A 24244-nucleotide genomic window follows, 5' to 3' on the forward strand; every position below is an offset into this window, starting at 1 on the left:
ACTCCTCTTAAGCTAGAAACGGAAATACAGAAACGGATTAAATGTTGCATCAACCAAATAGGCGATACACATTACAAACAATACAGCATGCCAGCATAATAGGGCGATCGGATGCAAGCGTGACCGCTTATCTAGCGATCGATTCGGCAATGATGCTACAACTAGCAGAACGAGTAATACGGCATTTGTGTAGAGCAAATATAGCGAGTGCTCATCCCATAGCGGGTTGCCGTTCATACCGAACATAGCTGAGAAATATGACCACACATCCGGTAACTGGTCGAATGCGAAGAACACCCAGCCAAACAATATGAGTAGTAGCGCATAGCTATGGCGGAGCCATCGAGGCAACCGTTGCAATAACGAAAGAGCAAACCATTTCTCCATAATAAGAATGATGCCAAAGTAAAGTCCCCATAGTAGGAAGTTCCAGCTAGCCCCATGCCAAATTCCAGTTAACGCCCACACGATCAAAATATTACGGAGCTGTAAAAGTAGTCCACGCCTATTGCCCCCGAGCGGTATGTAGACATAGTCGCGGAACCATGTACTAAGCGAAATATGCCAGCGTCGCCAGAAGTCCGTTATGCTCTGAGCAGTGTATGGCCTGTTGAAGTTTTCATTGAAACGGAAGCCGAACATAAGTCCAAGACCGATCGCCATATCGGAGTAACCGCTAAAGTCGAAATAGATTTGGAATGCAAAAGCGATAATGCCAAGCCAAGCGGTTAACGTTGGAAGTGAACCGACGCTTGATGTTGAAATCTCATTCCAAACTAAACCAATGTTGTTCGCGAGAAGTACCTTCTTCGCGAGGCCGATCGTGAAGCGTCTAACACCTTCTGCAAACATTTCATTCGTAACGACACGATGACGCAGTTGGTCTGCAATTGTTGAATATTGCACGATAGGGCCAGCAACGAGTTGAGGGAACAACGATACGAAGGTCGCGAAGTCGATCCAGTTCCGTTGAGCCTTCGATGTACGACGATAGACGTCGATAATGTAGGACATCGATTGAAACGTATAAAACGAGATGCCGATAGGAAGCGGAAGATCCGTCGGCGGTATGCTTGTCCCAAGCCATGCGTTCACATTATTGATGAGGAAGTCAGCATATTTGAAAAAACCTAAAACGCCTAAATTAATAATAATCGAGGCGATTAGGATACATTTGCGCTTAAATACGCTTGCCTTCGGCTTGTCTAATGCCAAGCCGAAGAAGTAATCCATAAAGGTGGATACCAGCATAAGCACAATGTAGATGGGCTCTCCCCAAGCGTAGAAAATTAAGCTTGTCCCGAATAAGATCAGGTTTTTCGTACGCCCGGGAGAGGTGTGATACAGCAGCAATACTGCTGGCAAAAAGATAAATAAAAAGAGGAGACTACTGAATACCATGTCTCTTCGTTATTTCACTAAAGTTTCAAATTCAGCAACCATCTTGTCCGCATCTTCCGCGATGACGAACAGAATGTAATTGCCTTTAGTCACTAGCTTATAGTTTTTTGCATTTTCGTATTGATCCTGCAAATAGGTTTCGAATTGTTTCTGTACATTAGTTGCACGCTTCTTGATCGCTTCTTCTACAGTTGGAATATCTTTAGCGTCTTTCACTTTAAGGACGGCAATTTCATTCGTTTTTACATTCATCATAGGCATCTTGATCGTGTATTCTTCTAGCAATGCTGCATCCAGATGGTACATGTCCTTCAGCATCTCGCCTTCGACGGGCATTTGAGCAGGTTGCTCTACTTTAGCTAAGATCGCTTCGACGATTTCTTTAGTTGAACCAGCTTTCACTGCGCCCGTATCGTCCCCTTTGCCTGCTTCTGTTTCTTTATCTTTATTCGTGTTTGTACCTTTATCGGTAGTGGAAGTGTTCGTTCCTTTATCCACATTCGTATCTTTGTTCGTCTGATCTCCGCCACATGCAGTAAGGGCAATACCCATCGCAACAACCATCAATAGAAGTAATACTCGCTTCTTCATATTCACTCATCTCCTAGGTGTCTAATCATGTCTATGTTATGTGAATTCACACTTTTACAAACGTGGAGGGGGAAAGGAATGTTGCATTGGGGGTGGGGGTGGGAAAAGATGGACGGAAATATTGTGTGGTCAATGAATAGTTACTTTCATAGTGGCCTTGAGGGAGTTATCCCTCAAAGCCCTTTTTTACCCGCTCTACCGTTTTTTCGAAAAGTAAGAAGGAAGTAAGAAACGAGAAAGAAAAAAGAGAGGTCACGACTATATGATGAAATTGTAAGGAAGCAGCGAATGGGTTCAAGTGAGTATAGTTTAAATTTTTCAAAAATGAGAGCGAGGAATTAATATGACTTCAAGCACAAGCGACATCAAAAAGAAAACAGCAATTATACTGACTGCGGCAGTAACAGCAAGTACCCTGCTTGTTTCAGTGCAAGGAGCCGTAAACGCACAAGAAGGATCTATAGCGAAACAACAAGTGGTGAGTCAGCAGGCTATCGTTGAAGAACGAGCTAATGTGAAGCTTGCGATGGATCAAGCAGCAGCTCATAAGCTTACACCGGGAATATTTGCTGTAGGGATAAAAAATGGTGAGCGATGGTCTTATGCTTCTGGTCAAGCAAGCATTTATGATTCGAATCCGATTAAGTCGACCTACAATTTCCGAATTGGAAGTATAACCAAATCATTTACAGCAACAGTTATTTTGCAACTCGTAGACGAGAATAAGTTAAGCCTAGAAGATACGGTAGAGAAATGGCTGCCAGGCGTTGTACAAGGAAATGGATACGATGGAAATAAGATTACGATTCGCCATTTGTTACAGATGAGGAGCGGAATAGCAAATTATGTATCAGAGGATTTTATAAAAGAGTTCGAAAAAACGCCATTCCGTACCTACAGTGCAAAGGAATTAATTGGAGTTGGACTTTCCAAGAAACCTTCATTTGCTTCAGGAGAAGCAGGGAAGTGGGAATATTCCAATACAAATACTGTGCTTGCCGGTGAAATTATTCGTAAGGTGACAGGTGAAACTTATGCTCAGCAGGTTAAGAAACGTATTATTGAACCGCTAGGAATGAAGGATACATATTCACCTGGCAACGCATCACATATTCCAGGATTACACGCTAGAGGCTATACAATCCCGCTTGGCAGTAAAGAAAATAAATTAGTAGATTTCACTGAAATAAATCCATCGTTTAGTAATGCTGCTGGGGATATGATTTCAACAGGGCATGATTTGAATATATTTTTCAGTGCATTGCTAGGTGGTAAGCTATTGAAGCCTACGACATTAGAGCAAATGCTGGATGGCGTTGAGTCACCGATAGGACTTTACGGACTAGGAATGATGGGAACAGTCTTGTCGAATGGTAAAACATATTGGGGACATGGCGGCGACATTCAAGGAAGTTCATCGTTTGCTGGAGGATTGATAGGCGGGGAGCATGTGATGGCTGTAAATATAAATGCGCTACATTTGGATACGTTTGACCAGCGTTTGAATGTAATAAAGGCTGAATTCAGTCAATAGAAGTTTGGCTGTGCCGCTAAACGTCTTAGAAATTTGAATAACGTCCCGCCGCCTATTGTGTAAGCAATGGGGTATGCGGGGCGTTTTATTTTACTTTCTATTATCCCTTCTCCTTCTGAAATGCTTCTCGCATTACAGTTCGAGCTTTCTCCGTAATCCGAGGGCAAACGAAACAATATTGCCCAGCTTCAATTCGATAATAAAGACAACACGATGGCTTTAGAAGAACATCTTCTTTTGTCCCATCCAGAGACTTTACATATCGTAACGGGATGTTTAACGGATTCCTTTTGAGCTGAAATAATGCTCCGTCCAAACCAGATACAACAGTATCAAAGTCATTGATAATGGTTGTAATCTGTTCAGAATGCTGAATCTCTTGTTTCCACAACATGCATGCATCATGAAGGGCAGCAAGCACCTGTCCCCATAATGCTCTAACACTTGATCCAGACACTTTGGCAATTACTCGCAGGAGAGGGGCAAGTAATTGACCATAAGCATGTGCGAGCGTGTTGTACCTCTGTTGTTCGTGAGACATTTTTTCCAGTGGCAAATTAGAAATCGTCCATTCATTTACATGACACCGTATCTCAGGGAAGGCGGATTCATTCCGCTCGATAAAAAATCTCATATCAGCAAGCTCAAATTTCAAAATATGATTGTGCACGGAAAGCATGTGTTGTATGGCGAGTGCGGCACCTGTAAACCAGCCAGCTAAGGAAACGGCTGCTGCCTCTCTATCTAAACCTTCAATTAGCGAACAATAATGATCTACGAACAAACGCATATTGTCATGTGACAAAAGCCCCTCCGCAGTAATAGAATCGTCGATCTTAGTCTTCGCAGACAGGTGTAAATAATAGCGGCTTGATAATAAAGAAGGGATCGCTTCACAGCAATCCCCTAAGTCATTTCCTCTGTCCATAATACTCATTTCCCTGTTGTCTCGAACTTCGCAATGATATCATCGATTGCATAGCTATCTGCAAGAGGAGACATACCTAGGCTGAACCACTCTTTTCCTCCTACAAAATAAACCTGTCCACTCTTAACTGCTTTTAAGTTTTTCCAAACGGAGTTGTCTGTCATTTGCTCGTACATCTTCTTAACATCTGGATTTTCTTCATCATCAAGTTGAATGATGAGATGATCTGGATTGTACTCAGGCATCTTTTCCATAGAAATTGTTAAACTAAGTTCTGATTGAGGGAAAGACGGCACTGGTGTAAGTCCCAATTGTTTATGAATAAAGCTGCCGCGATCAATCGTTTCTCCAAATACAACAAGTTCCTTCGGCATAACCATCATATATAATACTGTTTCATCGCCAACCAACGTATCAAGTTTTGCTTTTGCCTCTTCACCTTTAGTGACGAGATCAGCGATTACTTTTTCTGCCTCAGCTTCTTTGCCAAGAACGCCAGCGATATCCTTAAGTTCGTCTCTCCAGTTGTCACGTTGCGGTAGTAGCACTGTTGGCGCAATCTTCGTCAATTGATCATAACTAGTTTCTGACCACCATGCAGGTGTAAGAATAACATCAGGACTAACTGCCAACATACCTTCAAAGTTTGGCGTGCGGCTCATTCCTAATTTAGTTGTATCTTTCATTGCTTCAGTCAAGTAAGTCGGGAACTCAGCATGATAGTTTTCAACTGCTATAGGCTTAACACCTAGCGCTCCTAGAAAATCTGCATATACAGCAGACATCCCTACAATACGCTCCGGTTTATTAGGGATAACAACATCACCCTTAACTGTACTAACGGTTCGTTCTTTGGGCTCCGATGTTTCAGTCGCTTCGGTAGCGGGTTTATTTGCTTCTTTAGAGGGTTCAACTTTACCCCCATCATTAGTGGCATTGCCACATGCACTTAGTAGTAAAACGAGTATTAATAGTACGGCTTGTATTTTGAATCGACCAGTCCACGAACTACGTTTAATCATCTGTATTCCTCCTGAGTATGTGTTCGATATTGATAATCATTATCTCCACTCAGAAGTATATCTTAACTGTTTAATTGAACATAGTGACAATAAGGACGAGTTTTTATGCACGATCACGCCATATATTCGATAGTTCAATGATCAATAATTCATGAGTAAACGCGGTGTATTCTCCGAATGGTTCTGCAGAAAGGACGTCTACTTTACCCTGTTTAACTGCTGGTAGTGACAACCATTGTTCTGAATGTTGAATGTTTATCCATTCATTGTTAGAGCTTTGTTCTCTCTCCAAAAGAACAAACATCCTATCAAACTCCATTTGGCCTAATTGCTCCAATGATATCGGTATATCATCAGAATCTAAAGGCACCGGGTACGCCCGTGGAATCTCCAAATCATCAAACAGAACAGTTGCAGGACTATAAGTTCCGGCAAGCGAGCAGTTTAGTCCATTTATTTTTACAACGAGCATCGTATCCTTGCCAATTGTATGTTGAATAAGCTCCTTTAGGAGGTTTACTTTTAGATCATAAGCGGCAAGCCATCGATCATAGGTATGTTCAACCTTTAGAAACTTTGCCAGATAATGAAGTCGCTGACCCCAATCTTGATTTCGAACAGGGACAAGGCAAACTGGTGCGATAGCATGAAGCTCATTCTTTTCTAGATCGCTAACGTCTTGATCTAAACCAAAAATATAATCGACTTTAATAGATTTGAGTGCTTGAATTACGTCAGCCTTGTTTTCGCTCAGCGGTAATAGATTTTCCGTAATGAACTTGCGTCTATAATAATTAGTCCACGGATGTGCTTCAGGAGCTGCGCATGGTGTGAAGCCGAGTGCGAGCAATTGCCCGATAAGTTCTCGATGATAAGCAACAATTTGAAGATTTTGATTGCTAATAAAAGTAGCGGGAGGAATACCCGTTACTTGTTTAAACTTACGGCGGAAATAACTGTCATCATGGTAACCGACATGTCTAGCAATATCACGAATACGGTGCTGGGCACCAGACTGCATTAATCGCTGTGCTTCTCTAATACGAAATTTAGTCAAATATTCGATAGCCCCACAGCCGAATTTTCGCTTAAACAATCTGACAAAGTGACGCTGGCTTATACCGATAAGCGAGGACAATGTTTCTATAGTGAGATCATCTTGATAATGCATCTCTATATAGGATCTAACATATTCCAAAGCTCCTTCGAGCTCTAGCTCTTTTACACTTAAACGGTCTCGAATTAGTCGATACAACAGCTCATGAAAAAGAATACTACCCCTTAATCTTTCGAGTGGAGAATTCTCCTTCCAAATTAATTCGAGCGATTCGCAAAGCGACCATATGGTCACGGGCGAAGAGGGATTAATAGTACCAATGAGCGGGAGTGAGCTTTTGGAAGATAGATTAGTATCTTGTAACACATTAAAGGTTAGTAAAAAGATTCCTTGTTCTTTGCCTGAGTCTTGGAACTGGAAAGAACCATCCATAAGTTGACCAGCCGCATAAATGTATGTGCTGTTACTAGCTAGCTCATTATATTCGCCATCAGCACTAATCCAGCCGCTACCTTTGGATGTAATGATCATGACATGTGCATCTGAAAAATGCCGTAACAGTTCCCATTTATCTTCTCCGCGCCCAAGCCGTTCTATCGAACGTAGCTTCCACCACGTCGTATCGAGCACATCAAGCTGTTCACTATGAGTTGCTAGTATCTTTTTGTACATAAGGTAGCTCCGTCCTGCTGATATGGATATACAGTTGCAACATATACCTGAATTTTGATTTAGTCATTTCGTTGGTTTGCACTGTAATACTAAAGGAGCATTACTAAAATAACAAGAGTCCGTTACTTAAAACAAGTTGATGAGAAATATGTCCTAATTTTGTAAAAACAACTATATAGTGTATAGGTAAATTATGCTAAAATTGAGATGATACAAATTAGATCAAATTGGGTAATTTTTTCTGCAATAGGACTACTATAGATAAGAGGAGAAATGAAAATGTTAAAGAGAATGATTGCACTAATACTATTCATGACCATAATGATCAATGGATCTTCTATACATGGAGAACTATACCCACTGCCACCTGCGTACTTGAAAAGGATTTTTAAGGTGCGAGTGTTGCGAAAGTTAGGTAAAAGAAAAAGTACTGAATCAGCTCGCGTATTAATGGGGCATCGGATGGATGTAGGCGGGCAATATCTTTATCCGTTTTACTGGTAATTGCTACGCAATTCGCGAACTGATGAACTTATTATATTTTAAAGTATGATAAACAAAAAGAACCACATGGGCACTTTACTCCAAGTGGTTCTTAACGTTTTAATTAGTAAGCCTGTTTATGCTTTCTCTTCTACAACTTCTTCTTCATCTTCACCCGTCTCATAAAACCACAAAGGATCGTTATTATCGACTTCACCGTTGTAGTTAATAAGAATTTCCTCGCCTGCTTGGATGTCCGTATGAGCATAGAAGTCGATGGAAAGATTGTCAAAGTTAAGCTCAAACGTTGCGTTTGGTGTATAGGAATGGTTGAATAAGCTACCGTACCCTAAGCAAACAGCACTATGATTAGCACCAAAGTTAAAGGAATAATCAGCAATAATTGTTTTCTCAATATGCTCATGATCCTCGTTTAAATATGTGATCACTGGAGCCACATGAAGAAGAGTACCTTTTGAAATTGCTTGTGTTGCAAATACGCCTCTATTGAACTCACCGCTAAGTGGTCCGCTGCTAAGTTCAGAAATTTTAACTTCAATCATGACTACTTGTCACCTGCTCGCTGTTTAATCTTGAGAGTTCATATGGAACTCAAACGTTACAAAATTGTATCGTACCTTGATAAATAGGGCAAGTCCAGTGTACTATTAGGTTCGCTGTTGTAATCGTAGGAATCGTATCATTCACTATAGATGAAGCGAAACAATTACTCTGGTAGTTGCGCACAACACAGTTGTTTTAATGTAGATGTATATCCTCATACTGGAATAGCGCATCTTAACATAAATAAAGCTCTATTGTAATCGATTGCACATGAAGGACTGATTACAATAAATTACCTTTCAAATAAACTATTGTTTTTTCAATTCTGATGCCCTATGATAATAACCAAGTGAGTTGATAGGAAAAACAGGAATTGCCATACAAAGGAAGTGTTTTCACTGATTGAATTGATTGACATTAATAAACAGTACCGTAGGTCCGACAAATCTTATTTCCATGCACTTAGTGGAATTAATCTCAAGATTGAAAAGGGAGAAATATTCGGCGTAATCGGACGATCTGGAGCGGGCAAAAGTACATTGCTGCGCAGTGTTAATTTGCTGGAGAGGCCATCAAGCGGGACGGTAATCGTCGGAGATAATAACTTGATGTTACTTAAGGAAAAGGAGCTTCAAGACAGACGTAAGCAGATCGGAATGATATTTCAACATTTCAACTTACTATCAACTGCCACAGTGCGAGATAACATAGCATTCCCACTCAAAATTTCGAAGAAATCTTCAAACGAAATTGCAGTTCGTGTTGATGAATTGCTTGAATTAGTTGGTCTAACTAACCATCAGCATCAATATCCTCGTCAATTGTCTGGTGGACAGAAACAACGTGTTGGAATTGCGAGAGCACTCGCCAATGAACCGGATGTACTGCTCTGTGATGAAGCAACGTCAGCACTAGATCCTGAGACAACAGACAGCATTTTAACTCTTCTTAGGGACATTAATCGTAAGATGGGGATTACGATTTTACTTATTACACACGAAATGGACGTCATCCGAGCGGTTTGCGACCGTGTTGCCGTTATGGATCATGGACAAATTGTGGAGTCAGGAACGGTTCTGGATATTTTCCTTAATCCGACGAACAAAGTGACGAAGCAATTCGTATCTGAAGTGTTCGACACTTTAGGCGAAGAAACATTTGGTGCTCGTCAAACACAAGGTAAGATTGTCCGCATTGCATTTCGTGGTGAACAAACGTATGAGCCTATTCTTTACGAAGCAGTGCGTGGAACAGATGCAACGTTTGCGATACTGCAAGGTACAGTGTCTAAGATGAAGGATACCCCGTATGGGCAGCTTGTTGTTGAGCTGAGAGGCAGTAATGCTGATGTAAGCCGGATTATTGCTGAACTTGGACAACGTGGACTTGGGGTGAGTGAACTATGAATAATTTTTTTGAAAACGTCCGCTGGGAACAAATTTTAGAGGCATCCCAAGATACGATGTCGATGTTAGTATTTTCTTTGCTCTTTACACTTATATTTGGTCTCCTGCTAGGCATTATATTGTTTCTAACGTCGGCTGGACAGCTTCTGCAAAACAAGATTTCGTATGCCATATTATCGTTTGTTGTGAACGTGTTTCGCTCCGTTCCGTTTATCATTTTGATGATTATCATTATGCCTTTAACGAAAATGCTCGTAGGAACGTCTATCGGCGTTAAGGGCGCTATACCGCCACTTGTCGTGGCAGCAGTTCCCTTCTTCGCTAGACTTGTGGAGTCGGCGCTGCGTGAGGTAGATCGTGGCGTTATTGAAGCCGCAACTGCGATGGGAGCATCCAAAGCGATGATCGTATTCCACGTACTGCTTAGGGAATCAAGAGGTGGATTAATTGCCGCGGCAACAGTAACGGCTGTAACTCTGGTATCCTACACGGCGATGTCTGGTGCGATAGGAGCGGGTGGACTTGGTGCATTAGCACTCAGTTATGGCTATCAACGATTCCAGCTGGACGTCATGCTAGTAACGGTTGTACTGCTACTAATTTTGGTTCAAATTTTGCAAATGGCTGGAGATTCGTTAGTTCGTTACTTTAGCCGGAAGTAGAATTGACATAGAAAACGTGAGAATTTGGAGGGAATAGAGATGAAAAAGAGATCACAAATTTTGATTGCTTTGCTAGCACTTGTCGTAGTACTTGTTGGTTGCGGAGGTAATGGCGGTAAAAAAGAGGCTGAAGGCGGAACAACAGAAAAGCCAGCTGCAAAGGAAGTAACGATTAAAGTTGGAGCATCGCCTGTTCCACATGTAGAAATACTTAATTCCTTAATTCCAGTACTTAAAGAACAAGGCGTAAATTTGGAAGTAATCGAATTTAATGATTATGTTCAGCCAAACGTGCAAGTGTTCGAGAAACAATTGGACGCAAACTTCTTCCAGCACGTACCATACCTTGATCAATTCAATAAGGACAAAGGATATGATCTAGTTAAAGCTGCTGGTATTCACGTAGAGCCGTTCGGCGTTTACTCAAGCAAAATTAAAAAGATAGACGAATTGAAGGATGGAGCAAAAATTGCGATTCCGAACGATCCGTCTAATGGCGGCAGATCTCTTCATCTTCTTGCTCAGCATGGTCTGATTGAACTAAACGAGGGTGCTGGAGTTGAAGCAACTTTAGCTGATATTAAAAACAATCCGCGTAAATTTGAATTTGTAGAACTTGAAGCTGCTACACTTCCACGTGTACTTGGCGAGTTCGATATTGCTGCTATTAACACCAACTACGCACTTGCAGCTGATCTTAACCCGTTAGAGGATGCTTTGCTTATCGAGGACAAAAATTCTCCTTACGTGAACATTTTGGTAACACGTCCTGACAACAAGGACAATGAAGCGATTCAGAAACTTGTAAAAGCTTTGAAAAGTGCTGAAGTTGAGAAGTTCATTAACGACAAGTACAAAGGTGCTGTAATTCCAGCTTTTGATTAGTAAATTGAAAATATATAAATAGGAAACAGTCTATTCTCATTAGAGGGTAGGCTGTTTTTTTGTACAGAGATGAACGCATGATATCAACCTACTCCCAGTTAAAGTATCTATTGATATAACTTTGGGAGACAAATATTTGGAAATCATCTATTCTTAGTGGTAGAACGTATGTAGCTAGAGCGAGCAACATAATGGAGGGGAAAGTATTGAAGTTATTTGACCCAGAACTAGAGGATGAATGGTTGATACCTGAGCCGATCGTTTCTGATTTTTCATTACAATCATTTTTTACACTTTCAGTGCAAGAGATTGGATCGTTATTAACGTTATTAGATGATGCGATAGATAAGATTGTACCGTTAATGGATAGTGCGGATGACGATGACAATATAAAAAAGTTTACTGCTTTGTGGGAACCATTCGTTGAGCAAAATAATTGGTCTTCGAGTGTAATTATTCAACTTAATTTTTATGCAAAGATGTGTCATGCTTCATGGTTGACCCCTACAGATGATCATAGTAATAGTGACAATTGGCGTTCTTCGTTTGCTAATCATATATATCCGTTGGAGAAATTAATTGAGGTAAGGGAGCTAATCGATAATCTGAAGCATCCCCGAATAGTAACGTATAGGATTGAGAAGTATCTTGAACAAATAAACCCGGTAGCATTCGAGGTAGCTTATCAAGCATTCAATACAATAGTTCAAGCATTACCGCAGAAGAAGTTGCATGAAGATCATTCACGCTGGTTGGAATTTCTTATGATGCCATGGAAGACTATGCTTCGAGAAGCGGAATATGATGATGAGTCGTTCAAAAAAAGGTTTTATTCCCTATACAGCTACGAACGAGTTGCTAAACATATTTTTCGTGAGCCAGCGTATAGCATGTATGATGTGATGCGTGCATGTTGTGAAGGACTAATAAGTGAAAACGAACTATATAAACAAGTACTTATTGGCAAACATAATCGCTATTTCTTAAATGAACTTTTCTGTTCAAGAGCAGAAGAGTATGTGAAGGAGAGCAAGCTAGGTCGCATCCGAGACAACATACTTCAATCGCTAATGGATACGGAATTAGAAAGTTCAGATTATCCAACTGACGCAAGCTATCTTTTGATCCACATGCAAGATGTAGAAGGTATGCAAAATTGGATACGGATTATAGCGCTCTTGGGTGATGATTTGCATCATTATTACTATAAAGATCAGAAGTTCAGCACTGATATTTCTACAAAACGAGAGATGCTCATTCATTTGTTCAGACATATTAATTCAGCGTCAGGAGACGATCCAGTTTTACTTAGACAGTTGATACAACAATATGATATATCTCAGGGACAATTGCTTGATGCTGTTATGTTTCAACCGAGATGGTCTACCATTATCGAAGACTACTTGGAATGGCCTACTATGGCCGATGCAGTGGAGTTAATGAATCTTTACGCCTATTGGCCGCCGGAAAGATGGTTAGAGGAGGAAGATGATATTCGGAAATTCCGTGACGTGTATACGGGATTAGGGGAAGTCCGATTTCGAGCATTGCTTGAGAGTGCAGCCCGGAAAATTGGTAGTGGTAACTTTAGTAACTATACGTCATTAAAGCTTAGAATAGATGCGGTTCTAGGTCAATTGGATATGAAGCTCGTTACAGCATCACTATTAAATGATAGAAGCAAAGAGCATCTATTCGTATATAGTGTTATGCCGATTAGTATGGACATGGCGATAGCTGATCTATACGATAGATATGTTGTTATTAATCGTTTCAGAAATGAGAGCGATCCAAGTGATAGCTCAAATTTTGCGGATGATAGTAAAGCAGCAGATACAGCAATGAATCTACTTGCTGAATGCGCAGGCTATGCGAATGCAACACGATTTATTTGGCATATGGAGAGCGTGAAGAAGGACGGAGCTGATCCCGTTATCGATGTAAGTCAAATGATTATTGAGCTGGAACGATCGATGGAATCGCAGGACCCACTTACGATTGATGAGTTGAACGTTTTATGGCGTAATCCACCTAGTCAAGTCTTACTACGATCCATTTTATTTAGAAACGGGCACGTTGCGGGTTTATTAGATTTGGATAAAGGGTGTGTAAGGGCATTAGATGGAGAGGGGGCACCTATTACAGCTCTTGAGAGCATAGTTGTGGAGCATCCTTATTATTTGCTAGAAAATAGCCTGTTAGATGGGTGGAAGAGCAGGCTACGGGAGATGGGCATTACACAGCCTTTTGAACAAGTGCAACGTGATATTTTCCTAAATAAAATGTGTGCAGGAGCAGATGAATTTTTTATAGATACGTTTCTAAATAAGACAGTTAGACTCAAGGTTATGCTAGATTTGTTGAACAATCATTTTTGGAAAAACGAAAAGGAAAACACATGCAAGTTGTTTCAAATGTTTGGTGTTAAAGCTACAATAGAAACGAAATATAATCCCCATGTAGACGAAGATAAAACTAGCTTAACGTTAAAGAGACTCTATTTTGAAAGCTGTACTACGGGTGAACGAATTGCACTAGAACAAGTACCGTCAGTCGTAATCTCCGAGACATTGAGGGATCTCTATAAGATAACAGAGATACAATGCCTTATTTCGCCATAGCCAAATTCAGAGCACTTTTGAGTAATTTACCTATTTTTAAAATGGTATTCGATTTTCGACGCAAACGATGATAAAATGCTTAAAAGAGCTAATCCACGCGCTATGCGATGGCATGTAGGAGGAAAGACAGATGGAGTACATCAGTACCCGAGGAAAAGTTGGCAAAATTGGCTTTATCGATGCATTTATGATGGGACTAGCGGATGATGGAGGATTACTTGTTCCAAGTGAAATTCCGCATATTTCCACGGAAACGTTAAAATCGTGGCAGGAGCTTAGTTACCAAGAGCTTGTGCTTGCTATCTTCTCATATTATACGAATGGTGAAATTCCAGATGAAGACTTGAAAGAGATGGTTGAAGCTAGTTATTCAACTTTCCGTCATCCTGAAGTTACACCTGTAAGACGTATCAATGATGAGCTGTATCTGCTTGAATTGTTCCATGGACCAACCTTCGCATTTAAAGATATCGCGTTGCAGTTTATGGGTCAGTTGTATACGTATGTCGCAGCTAAACAAGGCAAAAAAATTCATATTCTCGGAGCAACATCTGGCGATACGGGTGCTTCCGCTATTCAAGGTGTGAAAGGCAAAGAGGGTATTAAAATTTGTATTCTTCATCCGAATGGTAAGGTCAGCAAAGTACAAGAACTGCAAATGACGACGGTAGAGGAAGAAAACGTTCTTAATCTATCTGTTGAAGGGAACTTCGATGATTGCCAGCGTATGATCAAAGATTTGTTCGCAGATCTTGATTTCAAATCGAAGAACCATCTTGCAGCAATCAATTCCATTAACTTCGTGCGTATTCTTGCGCAGACGGTCTATTACTTCTATTCCTACTTCCAAGTTGCAAAAGCGACAGGTTCCTTCGAAAAGGTTAACTTTAGCGTTCCGACTGGCAACTTCGGTGATATATTTGCAGGTTATTTGGCGAAGAGAATGGGTCTTCCTGTGAACAAGCTTATTCTTGCAACGAACGAAAATAATATCCTGGAGCGTTTCATCCAAGAAGGCGTATATATGCCGGGTGATTTCCGTTCTACGTACAGCCCATCCATGGACATTCAAGTTGCGAGCAACTTTGAAAGGTACTTGTATTATGTGCTTGGCGAAGACGCGGAACTGATCAATCGTTTGATGGCGCAGTTCAAGTCAGAAGGCGAGATTTCGATTTCAGAAGAAGCACTTAACCAAGTTCAAGCCGAGTTCGCAGCACATGGTGTAGAGGGTCAGGAATGTTTGGACACGATTTCTGATTATCAAGCGAAATACCGTTATTTGCTTGATCCCCATTCTGCATGCGGCGTAGCTGCTGTTGAAGAGTGTGCAGGTGACAAAGAGATTACGATCTCTCTCGCAACAGCACATCCTGCTAAATTCGATGAGGCGATTAAGCTTTGTGGAATTGAGCAGTCGTTCCCTGTGGAGATTTCGTCCCTGTTTAATAAACCGCAGCGCCAAGTGTTGGTAGATGGAGTATTAACGGATGTAGTTGTGGAGCTTGAGAAATTTTATAACGCGTAATTAACGACTCAACACTCATTTTAATGCTCTATTTAGTATGAACTTATTCTAAAATGCTCCTTGCAGAACTGCGAGGGGCATTTTTTGAAAACTGTAAGGGTCAAAAGTACCCTTGCAGCTTTTTTATTAACATCTGGTTTTAGCTTCAAGTACAATCACCCAATAATTAAGATTCCCTCAGCTTGGACGGGGGAATTTTTTTATGTTTTTTGAACGTACGACTGAAGTAATAGATATCATTAAAGCCAGATGCCGTTGCAACCTCAGATACGGTTAATGGTGTGTTGCGCAGCAAATAATCTGCTTTGTCCAGTCTAGCGGCAGTAATATATTCTGTAACAGTGCGACCGGTCAGCTCTTTGAACAATCTACTGAAATGAAAGCGGCTAAGACCAGCGATGCTGGACAATTGCTCAACAGACAATTCATTCGTGCAGTGCTCATCAATGTGCCTAAATACCGGTTCGAATCGCTCCACATTTTTCATCCGTTCAGCATATTGATCTTTGGATAGAACAGTTGCAACATAGCCACGTAGCAGCAGCGTGAGCAAACGGTACAACTCGGATTTGATTGCAAGCTCATAGCCAAACTCTCGATTGCCGAGCTCATGGATAAGGGAGAGCATGCAGGCGGTTGTCGCCTTATCACCTCGTATGTGGTTATGAAGAAGCAGACGATTTTGTGTAATTGGCGCTATAAATTTTGTCTCCGCAGCATCTACGAACTGACTATGAAGTAAAGAAATATGTGCAATTAATACATGATATCTTAAATCAGATGATAGGCTCACGCCATAGTGCAGCTCATTGCTATTGATGACGATTAAATCCCCTGGTTTCGCCATGATAGGTGTCGAACCACATTCGATAACCGCTTCACCAGTTTCAATGTATATAAATTCTAGATGCTCATGCCAATGGTGCGGGAATACGACAGTGCCAGCGTGCTCGAAGTGAGACTTATGCATCTTGATGGGGAATCGTGGGTCGGGCATATCCATAGGCTCACGCAAAGCTTCAAACTTAGTTAGCATTCTAATCGCTCTCCTTCAAATAGCACATTTGTACAAACAAACCGCACACCTTTACATGGCTTTAAATATTGAATCCATTATAATACGAAAGTATATACGTGCAAAGGCTTACAATTTTATAATCCCATTTCGACTCGACAAGGAGAGATTAAGAATGAAACCTGTACAAATCGGAGTTATAGGAACTGGTTCGATCTCATCGTTACATCTTGATTCATATAAGAACAATCCAAATGCAAAAATCGTTGCCGTTTGTGACTTAAATGAAGAGCGTGCACGTGAAGCAGCAGAGAAATATGGTGCCGAGAACGTATACACCGATTATAACGAGTTGCTTGCTAATCCCGAAATCGAAGCAGTAAGTATCTGTACATGGAACAATACACATGCAGAAATTTGCATTGCAGCTGTCAAGGCAGGCAAGCATGTACTCGTCGAAAAGCCGCTTTGTCGTACAGTTAAGGAAGCGCTCCAAATACAAGAGGCTGTTCAAGCCTCAGGCAAAATATTACAAATCGGGTTTGTCCGTCGATATGACGCAAATGCTCAGCTTCTAAAGTCATTAGCAGATAGCGGCGAATTCGGAGAAATTTATTATGCGAAAGCGACTTCACTTAGAAGAATAGGAAATCCGGGTGGTTGGTTTGCGGATATTGAACGTTCTGGCGGAGGCCCGCTAATCGATATCGGAGTGCATGTTATTGATCTTAGTTGGTATTTGATGGGGCGTCCAAAACCGGTATCCGTTAGTGCGAATACGTATCGGAAATTAGGCAACCGCGCAAACGTAGAGGGCTTATGGCGTTATAAAGCAGCCGATTATGATGCTTCTAAAAATACAGTTGAGGATATGGGGAATGCACTCATTCGTTTTGAAAATGGTGCTTCTCTCGCTGTAGAAGCTAGCTTTACAATTCATGCGAAGGACAATGAAGGCTTCGTCAAGCTGTATGGAGAGAAAGGCGGTATGGAAGTTGATCCGGAGGTTGTTATCGTAACAGAGAAATACAATACGATTATAAATTCTTACCCGCAAACGGATCACAAAGGGTTCCATTTCGAAAGCGCATTCCAAAACGAAATTAATCACTTTATCGATAACGTAATTAATGGCACGAAACCGATCAGTCCTGTAGAGGACGGCGTAGAAATGATGAAAATATTGTGCGGTATTTATGAGTCGGCAGCTAAAGGTGTAGAGGTGCAACTATGAAACTAGGAGTCAGCACGTACAGTCTGCATAATGCTTATCTATCTGGCGAAATGACATTACCGGGAATTATTGACTATATCGCAAGCATCGGCGCGGAGCATGCTGAGATCGTTCCAATAGACGTTGCGTTGCCAGATAATCCAAAGTTAATAGATGAAATTCGACTAGCCGCTAAACGTAATGGAATTGAGCTTTCTAATTATGCAGTTGGGGGAAATTTCGTTGGTCTTAATGATGCAGACTGGGAGCTTGAGCTGAACAGATTAAAGCGTGAAGTTGATGTCTGCGCAGCACTCGGAATTACTAGAATGCGCCATGATATCGCCGTTCCGAAAGACTTTACAGCTTTGCAAGACCTCTCTATACGTCATTATCTTTCTGAGTTACCTCGTTTCGTTGAGGTTTGCCGTCAGATTGCAGATTACGCTGCCAAATACGGCATAACAACAAGTATAGAAAACCATGGGTTCTTCGTTCAGCAAAGTGATCGTGTCCAAGCGATTGTAGATGCGGTTGATCGGTCGAATTTCCGAACAACACTCGATGTTGGCAATTTTTTATGTGTAGATGAAGACCCAGCCACAGCTGTTGCGAACAATATCAAGCTCGCTTCAATGGTACATGTGAAAGACTTCTATTATCGTCCGTCCTACCGTAATCCGGGTGAGTCATGGTTCAATACGACAAATGGAAATTGGCTGCGCGGTGCTATTGCTGGGCAAGGGGACATCGATATGCCGCATGTTCTTGGAATCGTGAAGAAAAGCGGCTACGACGGTTATATTTCTATCGAATTCGAAGGTATCGAGGAATGTAAGAGTGCAACTAAAATGGCCTTTAATTATATAGAGAAATTATGGACGGAGCTTTAATAGATAAGCGAAGGAGTGAATGAAACGATGTCATCACCTATTATGACGAACAAAATCGGAGTTATCGTAGATAGCTTTCATGTTGGTGTTAAAGAAGGTTTAGTGAAGGCCAAGAAGGTCGGAGCAGATGGTGTACAGATTTATGCGGTAAAAGGAGAACTTGATCCTGCTAATCTATCGCCTGCCGCAAGGAAAGAGTGGAAGTCATATATTGAATCTCTTGGTCTCGAAATTTCTGCGTTAGTTGGTGATCTTGGTGGTCATGGCTTCCAAGACCCTGCTCAGAACAGAGAGAAAATCGAGAAGTCCAAGCGTATTATGGAGTTAGGCTTTGATCTTGGTACCAATATCGTTACGACACATATTGGTATCGTACCAGCAGACAATAATAGTCGCGTATATGAAACGATGCATAATGCTTGTGAAGAGTTAAGTCGTTTCGCAAGCGATATGAAAGGTTATTTTGCAATCGAAACGGGTCCAGAAACATCTGCACAATTGAAATCATTCCTAGATGGACTAGGGACAAAAGGGGTTTCCGTCAACTTCGATCCGGCTAATATGGTTATGGTGACTGGGGATGATCCTGTACAAGGCGTTTACAATTTAAGAGATTATATCGTTCACACACATGCGAAGGATGGAATCAAACTTGGTCATATCGATCCGCGTGACGTCTACGGTGATTATGGTTATGAGGTAGAGCTTGACCATGAAAAGATTGCTATAATGGCAGAATCCGGATCAGCTTTCCGCGAAGTGCCACTTGGTGAAGGTGGCGTTGATTGGAACGGTTATCTAAAGGCCCTTAATGAAATTGGTTATAAAGGATATCTTACAATTGAACGTGAAGTAGGTACAAACCCAGAGGTAGATATTCAGCTTGCAGTTAATTTTTTGAAGCGGTTTAGAGGATAATTATAAAGGCGTTTCACAGTCGGTTTTCGGCTTGTGAAGCGCCTTTTCTTATATAATTTCAGAAATCTGTCATTTTTTTGCGGTTAATTCATTGTAAAGGTATAGGAATAAGATGAACTAACAGTTATAATCGGTTATAGTATACGATTTGTAACTGAAGACCGAAGCGGGACGGACGTTTCTCGGAGGTCAAAAAAACGATTAAGGAGTATTTGAAATGACAAAAACACTTATTTTTGGTCACAAAAACCCGGATACGGATACGATTACTTCGGCTATCGCATACGCAGAGCTGAAAAGCAAACTGGGTGCAAACGTTGAGGCTGTCCGTCTAGGCGAAATTAACGGTGAAACACAATACGCACTAAACTATTTCGGAATTGAAGCACCTCGTCTTGTTGAGAACGTAGCTGACGAAGCAAAAGACGTTATTCTTGTCGATCATAACGAGCGCCAACAAAGCGCTAATGACATTGATAAAGTACGCGTTGTAGAAGTAATCGATCACCACCGTATTGCTAACTTTGAAACGAGCGGTCCACTTTATTTCCGCGCTGAACCTGTTGGTTGTACAGCTACAATTCTTAACAAGCTATACAAAGAAAACGGTGTAGCTATCCGTAAGGAAATCGCAGGTCTTATGTTGTCTGCAATCATCTCTGACTCTTTGTTGTTCAAATCACCAACTTGTACAGAACAAGATGTTGCTGCTGCACGTGAGCTAGCTGAAATCGCTGGTGTTGACGCTGATGTTTACGGATTGGACATGCTTAAAGCAGGTGCTGATCTTAGCGACAAAACAATTGCACAGCTGATCTCCCTTGATGCAAAAGAGTTCTCGATGGGCAATTACAAAGTTGAGATCGCTCAAGTTAACGCGGTTGACACTAACGATGTATTGAACCGTCAAGCTGAGCTAGAGAGCGCTTTGAACGAAATTATTGCAGCTAAAGGTCTAGATCTGTTCGTACTAGTTGTAACAGATATTCTTAACAACGATTCCATTGCTCTTGCTTTGGGTAACAAAACAGAAGCAGTAGAAAAAGCTTACAATGTAACATTGGACGATAACAAAGCAGTACTTAAAGGTGTTGTATCCCGCAAATCGCAAATCGTTCCTGTTTTGACAGAAACACTAAGCGCAATGTAAGATATGAATTAAATTCACTTTGTGTTAGGCAGTCTGGAGCTTCGTTATGAAGCCTCAGGCTGCCTTTACGTATTTTGCTAGAGATAAGGGGTAGATGGATCATGTTTAGCATTCAAGAATTCAGCATCGAGAAGATAAGAGACCCGTACGGCATTTTGTCAGGAGAACGTTTCGAGCTTCTGCTTGATCTAGAGGTCGAAGATGATGACGAGTTGTATTTGGAAGAAGGAGTCAGATTACGTGTCGTCTATGTAAAAGAGGAAGATGGCAGCTCGCGCATTGTGAAATATGAGTTTCTTAACGCCTCTACGAACGGATATGTAGATATGGAAATGGAAGCTGAAGAACAAGCTTTCGTGGATGCTTTTTGTAAGGAGCAATTGGAGTTGCCTCTTGAAGATTAGTTGTAGTTGTATCCGTTAATATAGTTGCGATAATGAAAAAGGACCTCTTCCCACCTTGCAGTGGGTATAGAGGTCCTTTCGCTTATTTTCCGTAACGATTACAGTTTCAGTTTAAACGACTTTTTCGTCAAAGGGTACAGCCACTTTACACCGCTTGGCGTAAGGGTGTCCGCCACAAGATGAGAAACGTAGCCTAACATTGCTGTTACGGCCAAGCCATTTACGGCAAGCTCCTGTTCAAGACCCCATCCAATCCATCCCCAAAACGGGATAATCCAAATCGTATGTGTCATCCCTCTATGAGCTAGCCAAGGCGCCCAGCCTACGAACAAACCGAGCCCCATTAACCACGTTTGGTCATGCGAAAGTCCATGATAGATAAGATATAGTCCAACGAGACTAACAAGTGCATTTCGTACGAATCCTTGTTTCATGACTAATCCAACTAGGACTGCGGCGAAGCCGCCACCAGCTATAATAGGCGATATGTACTTGTCGGATAGGAAGAAATAAGCGATTAAAATGAGATATACTACTCCTGCCCAAAGTGAAAACTCACGAATCTGTTTGCTGAGCTTCGTTATTTTGCTCGTAAGCATACTTGGACCGTCCAAATCCGCACATAATGCTGAAAATCCAGCGACGCTAGCGAAAAGTGCGATATTGACTAGATCATGTGAAAAATAGATGGCTGAAGCCGCACCAACAGCTGCTCCTATTGCTAGATGTGTTTTTCCTGTCATAATGTCCTCCTGTGTCTGACTTAGATGATTAGGGCGTTTGAAGTGAAATAAAAAAACCTTTGCAAAGGTGCAAAGGTCAGTTACACGGATTCCTCGATTAAAGGTTGTTCTGAATTAACGCACTTACCTTCAATTTATCTAGTTTATTTTAGCATTTTGAAGGATACATTGACAATGAAAAGCTTTCATGTAATTATTCAAGTTAAAATTAGTAGAATGAAGTATTGTATTTCCTTAAGACGTAATTATCGGGTTAGCATGCTATAATGGGCATTAACAATTACAGGGTTGGTGAGATAAGATGGATAACGGAATGACAGTTGCAGCATGTGATGATTCATGTGCGGGGACAGAAGCGGATATCGAAACCGTCAAAAGCAAGTTAGTTGATGATCATACAGCAATTGAACTTGCTGATCTATTTAAGGCACTTGGCGATCCAACTCGGATACGTATTATTGATGCCTTGCTCCAATCGGAATTATGTGTTCATGATTTGACGGAAGTGCTCGGAATGGGCCAATCTGCCATATCTCATCAATTAAGACTGCTCCGTAATATGCGTATTGTGAAGCGGCGTAAAGTAGGGAAAACGGTATTTTATTCACTCGATGATGATCATGTAGAGCAGTTGATTGTGTTGACGCTACAGCATCTTAAGCATGAATAAGAAGTTATATTGATTACTCAAATTCAATTAAACTATGAATCTTTCGAAGACCATATTATTCGTTCGTGCTCGTGTTAAAGAGTATTGACGAATCGTATGGTTTTTTTTGCTATCTAAAATATGAACGGACTACGTCGGCTTTGAATAGTAATGAGTGGAATATAAATCGCAAGGTGTATTCCATAGGCAAAAGAGGGTATTAATAAAAAGAAGTTGCATATAGGAAATCGATACCATATAATACATATGAGCACATATTCATATATTGATATTAACGTTTAATTAGAAGCAGGAGGGTACGCTATGAGTGACAAACATGATCACAAAAATAAAGATGAGCATGAGCACAATCACACTCACGAACATGGGCAGGAGAGCTGTGGGCATGACCATAGCCATAATCACGGACATAGTCACCACCACGGGCATGGACACTCTCATGGCCATGGTCATCACCACCATGGTCCAAACAACAAAGCAGGACTTTTAATTGCTCTTATTATTACTTCAGGCATTATGTTTCTTGAATTTTTTGGTGGATTAATTACGAATTCACTTGCACTTTTATCCGATTCAGGTCATATGCTTAGCGATGCAGCTGCGCTTGCACTTAGCCTCGCTGCGATGTATATTGCTGCGAAAGCGGCTACTCGCAAAAAAACATTTGGATATCATCGCTTTGAAGTGTTAGCTGCACTGCTTAATGGCGTTACATTATTTGTTATCGCAGGATTTATTATTGCGGAAGCAATTGAAAGGTTCAATGAACCTCCGACGGTAGCAAGTGGTTCTATGATGATTATTGCTAGCATCGGGTTATTAGCTAATCTTGCAAGTGCATGGTTTCTCATACGTAAGGGTGATGTGAAAGGTAATTTGAACGTTCGTAGCGCTTATTTGCACGTATTGGGAGATGCACTTGGTTCAGTTGGTGCGATTGTAGCAGGCTTACTCATGCAGTTATTTTCGTGGTATATCGCTGATCCAATTATAAGTGTAGTTGTTGCACTACTTATATTGAAAGGTGCATGGGGAATTATTAGATCCACTATTCACATTTTGATGGAAGGGACTCCTGAATCAATTAATGTAGAGAAGGTAAAGACAACATTGCTGATTATCGACGGGGTCAAGGATGTTCATGATCTGCATATTTGGACGGTAACTTCAGGGATTGACTCTCTTTCTTGCCATTTGCTTATCGAAGATCAGGCTGATAGTCAGCTTATACTGCAACAAGCAATTAAAGAGTTAGAGGAAAAGTTCCAGCTTCAACATACAACCATTCAAATTGAAAAGTCTGGCATTCAGCATGCGGAGTTGAAAATTTAAAAAGTACGGGCGGTGCTTAAGTTAGATTGTTGCGACGGCATAAATGTTTTTTCTAAATGTTGGCATGCTATATGTAGAAGTAATGAACTATATTCTACAGCTACTGAAAGGAAGATGTTCGTTGTCACAGCAATCAGCTATATTATTCGACTTTAGTGATGGCAAAAGCGCTCATTTAGCATGTGATATGTTGCAGGAGCTAGGTTACGAGCCGGTTATGCATAATACTAATCGTATGCATATTCATGTCGAGGGAAGCGACTTGACGTCAGCACTCGAAATCGCCCAGTCACATGGCGGCCAACTAGTGGAGCAAACGGAAATTGGAGCGGAAACAATTACGAATACGGCTTATGCGCTAGATGCTATTACGATACCTGCTCATGTGGTTAATGAAGATTGGATCAATGAAGAGGAGTTTCATAATCGCGATTCTGTAGCAAATAATGATAATGAGTTTCTGCCAGACCCAGAGGAATATAACCATTTCACTGGTGATGTTCACATTTAAGTTGACTTGATGAAATACAGGGATCTAATTAAGGCGATTTT

At 41.1% G+C, this 24244-nt stretch carries 23 protein-coding genes; 15 read left to right on the top strand and 8 right to left on the bottom strand.

Annotated features, from left to right (window positions below; translation table 11 throughout):
* Window positions 1-12: 12 nt before the first annotated feature.
* Together I6N90_RS14790 and I6N90_RS14795 are read right to left on the bottom strand one after the other, a co-directional pair.
* Window positions 13-1401 (bottom strand): MBOAT family O-acyltransferase, encoded by a 1389-nt coding sequence (locus I6N90_RS14790; protein WP_197936366.1) that lies wholly within the window; start codon window positions 1399-1401, stop codon window positions 13-15.
* A 9-nt stretch (window positions 1402-1410) separates the two neighbouring features.
* Window positions 1411-1992, bottom strand: coding sequence for a DUF4358 domain-containing protein (locus tag I6N90_RS14795; protein WP_232243005.1), 582 nt, complete (start codon window positions 1990-1992; stop codon window positions 1411-1413).
* Window positions 1993-2335: 343 nt separating this feature from the next.
* Here I6N90_RS14795 and I6N90_RS14800 point away from each other — a divergent pair, with 343 nt between their 5' ends.
* A complete protein-coding gene (locus tag I6N90_RS14800; RefSeq protein ID WP_197936367.1) occupies window positions 2336-3526 on the top strand; it encodes a serine hydrolase domain-containing protein in 1191 nt (396 codons plus the stop codon).
* 100 nt (window positions 3527-3626) lie between these two features.
* Here the strand turns inward: I6N90_RS14800 and I6N90_RS14805 are convergent, their stop codons facing one another.
* The 3 genes from I6N90_RS14805 to I6N90_RS14815 all read right to left on the bottom strand — a co-directional run bounded on the left by I6N90_RS14805 (window position 3627) and on the right by I6N90_RS14815 (window position 7205).
* Window positions 3627-4454: a (2Fe-2S)-binding protein gene (locus tag I6N90_RS14805; RefSeq protein ID WP_197936368.1), complete on the bottom strand. Its 828-nt coding sequence runs from the start codon at window positions 4452-4454 to the stop codon at window positions 3627-3629.
* Between the two features lie 5 nt (window positions 4455-4459).
* Window positions 4460-5476 (bottom strand): ABC transporter substrate-binding protein, encoded by a 1017-nt coding sequence (locus I6N90_RS14810; protein WP_197936369.1) that lies wholly within the window; start codon window positions 5474-5476, stop codon window positions 4460-4462.
* 103 nt (window positions 5477-5579) lie between these two features.
* The gene (locus I6N90_RS14815; protein WP_197936370.1) at window positions 5580-7205 is read right to left on the bottom strand and encodes an AraC family transcriptional regulator; all 1626 of its coding nucleotides are present in this window, start codon (window positions 7203-7205) and stop codon (window positions 5580-5582) included.
* A 279-nt stretch (window positions 7206-7484) separates the two neighbouring features.
* Between I6N90_RS14815 and I6N90_RS14820 the strand changes: the two genes are divergently transcribed.
* Window positions 7485-7709 carry a hypothetical protein gene (locus tag I6N90_RS14820; protein WP_197936371.1) on the top strand — a complete coding sequence of 75 codons (225 nt, stop codon included), beginning with the start codon at window positions 7485-7487 and terminating at the stop codon, window positions 7707-7709.
* 116 nt (window positions 7710-7825) lie between these two features.
* Here I6N90_RS14820 and I6N90_RS14825 read toward each other — a convergent pair whose 3' ends face one another.
* Complete coding sequence (locus I6N90_RS14825) at window positions 7826-8251, bottom strand: SET domain-containing protein (RefSeq protein ID WP_197936372.1); 426 nt, start codon at window positions 8249-8251, stop codon at window positions 7826-7828.
* 399 nt (window positions 8252-8650) lie between these two features.
* Between I6N90_RS14825 and I6N90_RS14830 the strand changes: the two genes are divergently transcribed.
* The 5 genes from I6N90_RS14830 (at window position 8651) to thrC (ending at window position 15354) form a co-directional block, all read left to right on the top strand.
* Window positions 8651-9658 (top strand): methionine ABC transporter ATP-binding protein, encoded by a 1008-nt coding sequence (locus I6N90_RS14830; RefSeq protein ID WP_197936620.1) that lies wholly within the window; start codon window positions 8651-8653, stop codon window positions 9656-9658.
* Window positions 9655-10320 (top strand): methionine ABC transporter permease, encoded by a 666-nt coding sequence (locus I6N90_RS14835; RefSeq protein ID WP_197936373.1) that lies wholly within the window; start codon window positions 9655-9657, stop codon window positions 10318-10320. Before I6N90_RS14830 ends, I6N90_RS14835 begins: the two co-directional genes overlap by 4 nt.
* 39 nt (window positions 10321-10359) lie before the next feature.
* The gene (locus I6N90_RS14840; protein ID WP_197936374.1) at window positions 10360-11205 is read left to right on the top strand and encodes a MetQ/NlpA family ABC transporter substrate-binding protein; all 846 of its coding nucleotides are present in this window, start codon (window positions 10360-10362) and stop codon (window positions 11203-11205) included.
* Between the two features lie 206 nt (window positions 11206-11411).
* Window positions 11412-13826 carry a DUF5724 domain-containing protein gene (locus I6N90_RS14845; protein WP_197936375.1) on the top strand — a complete coding sequence of 805 codons (2415 nt, stop codon included), beginning with the start codon at window positions 11412-11414 and terminating at the stop codon, window positions 13824-13826.
* A 130-nt stretch (window positions 13827-13956) separates the two neighbouring features.
* Window positions 13957-15354 (top strand): threonine synthase, encoded by a 1398-nt coding sequence (gene thrC, locus I6N90_RS14850; protein WP_197936376.1) that lies wholly within the window; start codon window positions 13957-13959, stop codon window positions 15352-15354.
* Window positions 15355-15520: 166 nt separating this feature from the next.
* Here thrC and I6N90_RS14855 read toward each other — a convergent pair whose 3' ends face one another.
* Window positions 15521-16390 (bottom strand): AraC family transcriptional regulator, encoded by an 870-nt coding sequence (locus I6N90_RS14855; RefSeq protein WP_197936377.1) that lies wholly within the window; start codon window positions 16388-16390, stop codon window positions 15521-15523.
* A gap of 154 nt (window positions 16391-16544) precedes the next feature.
* Here I6N90_RS14855 and I6N90_RS14860 point away from each other — a divergent pair, with 154 nt between their 5' ends.
* From I6N90_RS14860 to I6N90_RS14880, 5 genes are all read left to right on the top strand, one after another.
* Window positions 16545-17603 carry a Gfo/Idh/MocA family protein gene (locus I6N90_RS14860; protein ID WP_197936378.1) on the top strand — a complete coding sequence of 353 codons (1059 nt, stop codon included), beginning with the start codon at window positions 16545-16547 and terminating at the stop codon, window positions 17601-17603.
* Entirely contained in the window at window positions 17600-18475 is an 876-nt protein-coding gene (locus tag I6N90_RS14865; protein WP_197936379.1) for a sugar phosphate isomerase/epimerase family protein, read from the top strand. The genes I6N90_RS14860 and I6N90_RS14865 overlap by 4 nt, the downstream gene beginning before the upstream one ends.
* A 27-nt stretch (window positions 18476-18502) precedes the next feature.
* Entirely contained in the window at window positions 18503-19393 is an 891-nt protein-coding gene (locus I6N90_RS14870; protein WP_197936380.1) for a sugar phosphate isomerase/epimerase family protein, read from the top strand.
* Between the two features lie 217 nt (window positions 19394-19610).
* A complete protein-coding gene (locus I6N90_RS14875; RefSeq protein WP_197936381.1) occupies window positions 19611-20543 on the top strand; it encodes a manganese-dependent inorganic pyrophosphatase in 933 nt (310 codons plus the stop codon).
* A gap of 101 nt (window positions 20544-20644) precedes the next feature.
* Window positions 20645-20947: a DUF6509 family protein gene (locus tag I6N90_RS14880; RefSeq protein ID WP_197936382.1), complete on the top strand. Its 303-nt coding sequence runs from the start codon at window positions 20645-20647 to the stop codon at window positions 20945-20947.
* Between the two features lie 98 nt (window positions 20948-21045).
* Here the strand turns inward: I6N90_RS14880 and I6N90_RS14885 are convergent, their stop codons facing one another.
* The gene (locus tag I6N90_RS14885; protein WP_197936383.1) at window positions 21046-21690 is read right to left on the bottom strand and encodes a metal-dependent hydrolase; all 645 of its coding nucleotides are present in this window, start codon (window positions 21688-21690) and stop codon (window positions 21046-21048) included.
* 301 nt (window positions 21691-21991) lie between these two features.
* On the opposite strand from I6N90_RS14885, the gene I6N90_RS14890 reads away from it, so the two are divergent.
* From I6N90_RS14890 to I6N90_RS14900, 3 genes are all read left to right on the top strand, one after another.
* The gene (locus I6N90_RS14890) at window positions 21992-22360 is read left to right on the top strand and encodes an ArsR/SmtB family transcription factor (RefSeq protein ID WP_197936384.1); all 369 of its coding nucleotides are present in this window, start codon (window positions 21992-21994) and stop codon (window positions 22358-22360) included.
* Window positions 22361-22663: 303 nt separating this feature from the next.
* The gene (locus I6N90_RS14895) at window positions 22664-23692 is read left to right on the top strand and encodes a cation diffusion facilitator family transporter (protein ID WP_197936385.1); all 1029 of its coding nucleotides are present in this window, start codon (window positions 22664-22666) and stop codon (window positions 23690-23692) included.
* 121 nt (window positions 23693-23813) lie between these two features.
* Complete coding sequence (locus tag I6N90_RS14900) at window positions 23814-24203, top strand: hypothetical protein (RefSeq protein ID WP_232243006.1); 390 nt, start codon at window positions 23814-23816, stop codon at window positions 24201-24203.
* Window positions 24204-24244: the final 41 nt, after the last annotated feature.

Origin of the sequence: Paenibacillus sp. GSMTC-2017, assembly GCF_016019935.1 — a bacterium.
GTDB lineage: Bacteria > Bacillota > Bacilli > Paenibacillales > Paenibacillaceae > Pristimantibacillus.

Excerpts from the sequence above, each read along its gene's own strand:
- I6N90_RS14790 (WP_197936366.1), bottom strand. The coding sequence starts at position 1,401 with ATGGTATTCAGTAGTCTCCTCTTTTTATTTATCTTTTTGCCAGCAGTA.
- I6N90_RS14795 (WP_232243005.1), bottom strand. The coding sequence starts at position 1,992 with ATGAAGAAGCGAGTATTACTTCTATTGATGGTTGTTGCGATGGGTATT.
- I6N90_RS14800 (WP_197936367.1), top strand. The coding sequence starts at position 2,336 with ATGACTTCAAGCACAAGCGACATCAAAAAGAAAACAGCAATTATACTG.
- I6N90_RS14805 (WP_197936368.1), bottom strand. The coding sequence starts at position 4,454 with ATGGACAGAGGAAATGACTTAGGGGATTGCTGTGAAGCGATCCCTTCT.
- I6N90_RS14810 (WP_197936369.1), bottom strand. The coding sequence starts at position 5,476 with ATGATTAAACGTAGTTCGTGGACTGGTCGATTCAAAATACAAGCCGTA.
- I6N90_RS14815 (WP_197936370.1), bottom strand. The coding sequence starts at position 7,205 with ATGTACAAAAAGATACTAGCAACTCATAGTGAACAGCTTGATGTGCTC.
- I6N90_RS14820 (WP_197936371.1), top strand. The coding sequence starts at position 7,485 with ATGTTAAAGAGAATGATTGCACTAATACTATTCATGACCATAATGATC.
- I6N90_RS14825 (WP_197936372.1), bottom strand. The coding sequence starts at position 8,251 with ATGATTGAAGTTAAAATTTCTGAACTTAGCAGCGGACCACTTAGCGGT.
- I6N90_RS14835 (WP_197936373.1), top strand. The coding sequence starts at position 9,655 with ATGAATAATTTTTTTGAAAACGTCCGCTGGGAACAAATTTTAGAGGCA.
- I6N90_RS14840 (WP_197936374.1), top strand. The coding sequence starts at position 10,360 with ATGAAAAAGAGATCACAAATTTTGATTGCTTTGCTAGCACTTGTCGTA.
- thrC (WP_197936376.1), top strand. The coding sequence starts at position 13,957 with ATGGAGTACATCAGTACCCGAGGAAAAGTTGGCAAAATTGGCTTTATC.
- I6N90_RS14855 (WP_197936377.1), bottom strand. The coding sequence starts at position 16,390 with ATGCTAACTAAGTTTGAAGCTTTGCGTGAGCCTATGGATATGCCCGAC.
- I6N90_RS14860 (WP_197936378.1), top strand. The coding sequence starts at position 16,545 with ATGAAACCTGTACAAATCGGAGTTATAGGAACTGGTTCGATCTCATCG.
- I6N90_RS14865 (WP_197936379.1), top strand. The coding sequence starts at position 17,600 with ATGAAACTAGGAGTCAGCACGTACAGTCTGCATAATGCTTATCTATCT.
- I6N90_RS14870 (WP_197936380.1), top strand. The coding sequence starts at position 18,503 with ATGTCATCACCTATTATGACGAACAAAATCGGAGTTATCGTAGATAGC.
- I6N90_RS14875 (WP_197936381.1), top strand. The coding sequence starts at position 19,611 with ATGACAAAAACACTTATTTTTGGTCACAAAAACCCGGATACGGATACG.
- I6N90_RS14880 (WP_197936382.1), top strand. The coding sequence starts at position 20,645 with ATGTTTAGCATTCAAGAATTCAGCATCGAGAAGATAAGAGACCCGTAC.
- I6N90_RS14885 (WP_197936383.1), bottom strand. The coding sequence starts at position 21,690 with ATGACAGGAAAAACACATCTAGCAATAGGAGCAGCTGTTGGTGCGGCT.
- I6N90_RS14890 (WP_197936384.1), top strand. The coding sequence starts at position 21,992 with ATGGATAACGGAATGACAGTTGCAGCATGTGATGATTCATGTGCGGGG.
- I6N90_RS14895 (WP_197936385.1), top strand. The coding sequence starts at position 22,664 with ATGAGTGACAAACATGATCACAAAAATAAAGATGAGCATGAGCACAAT.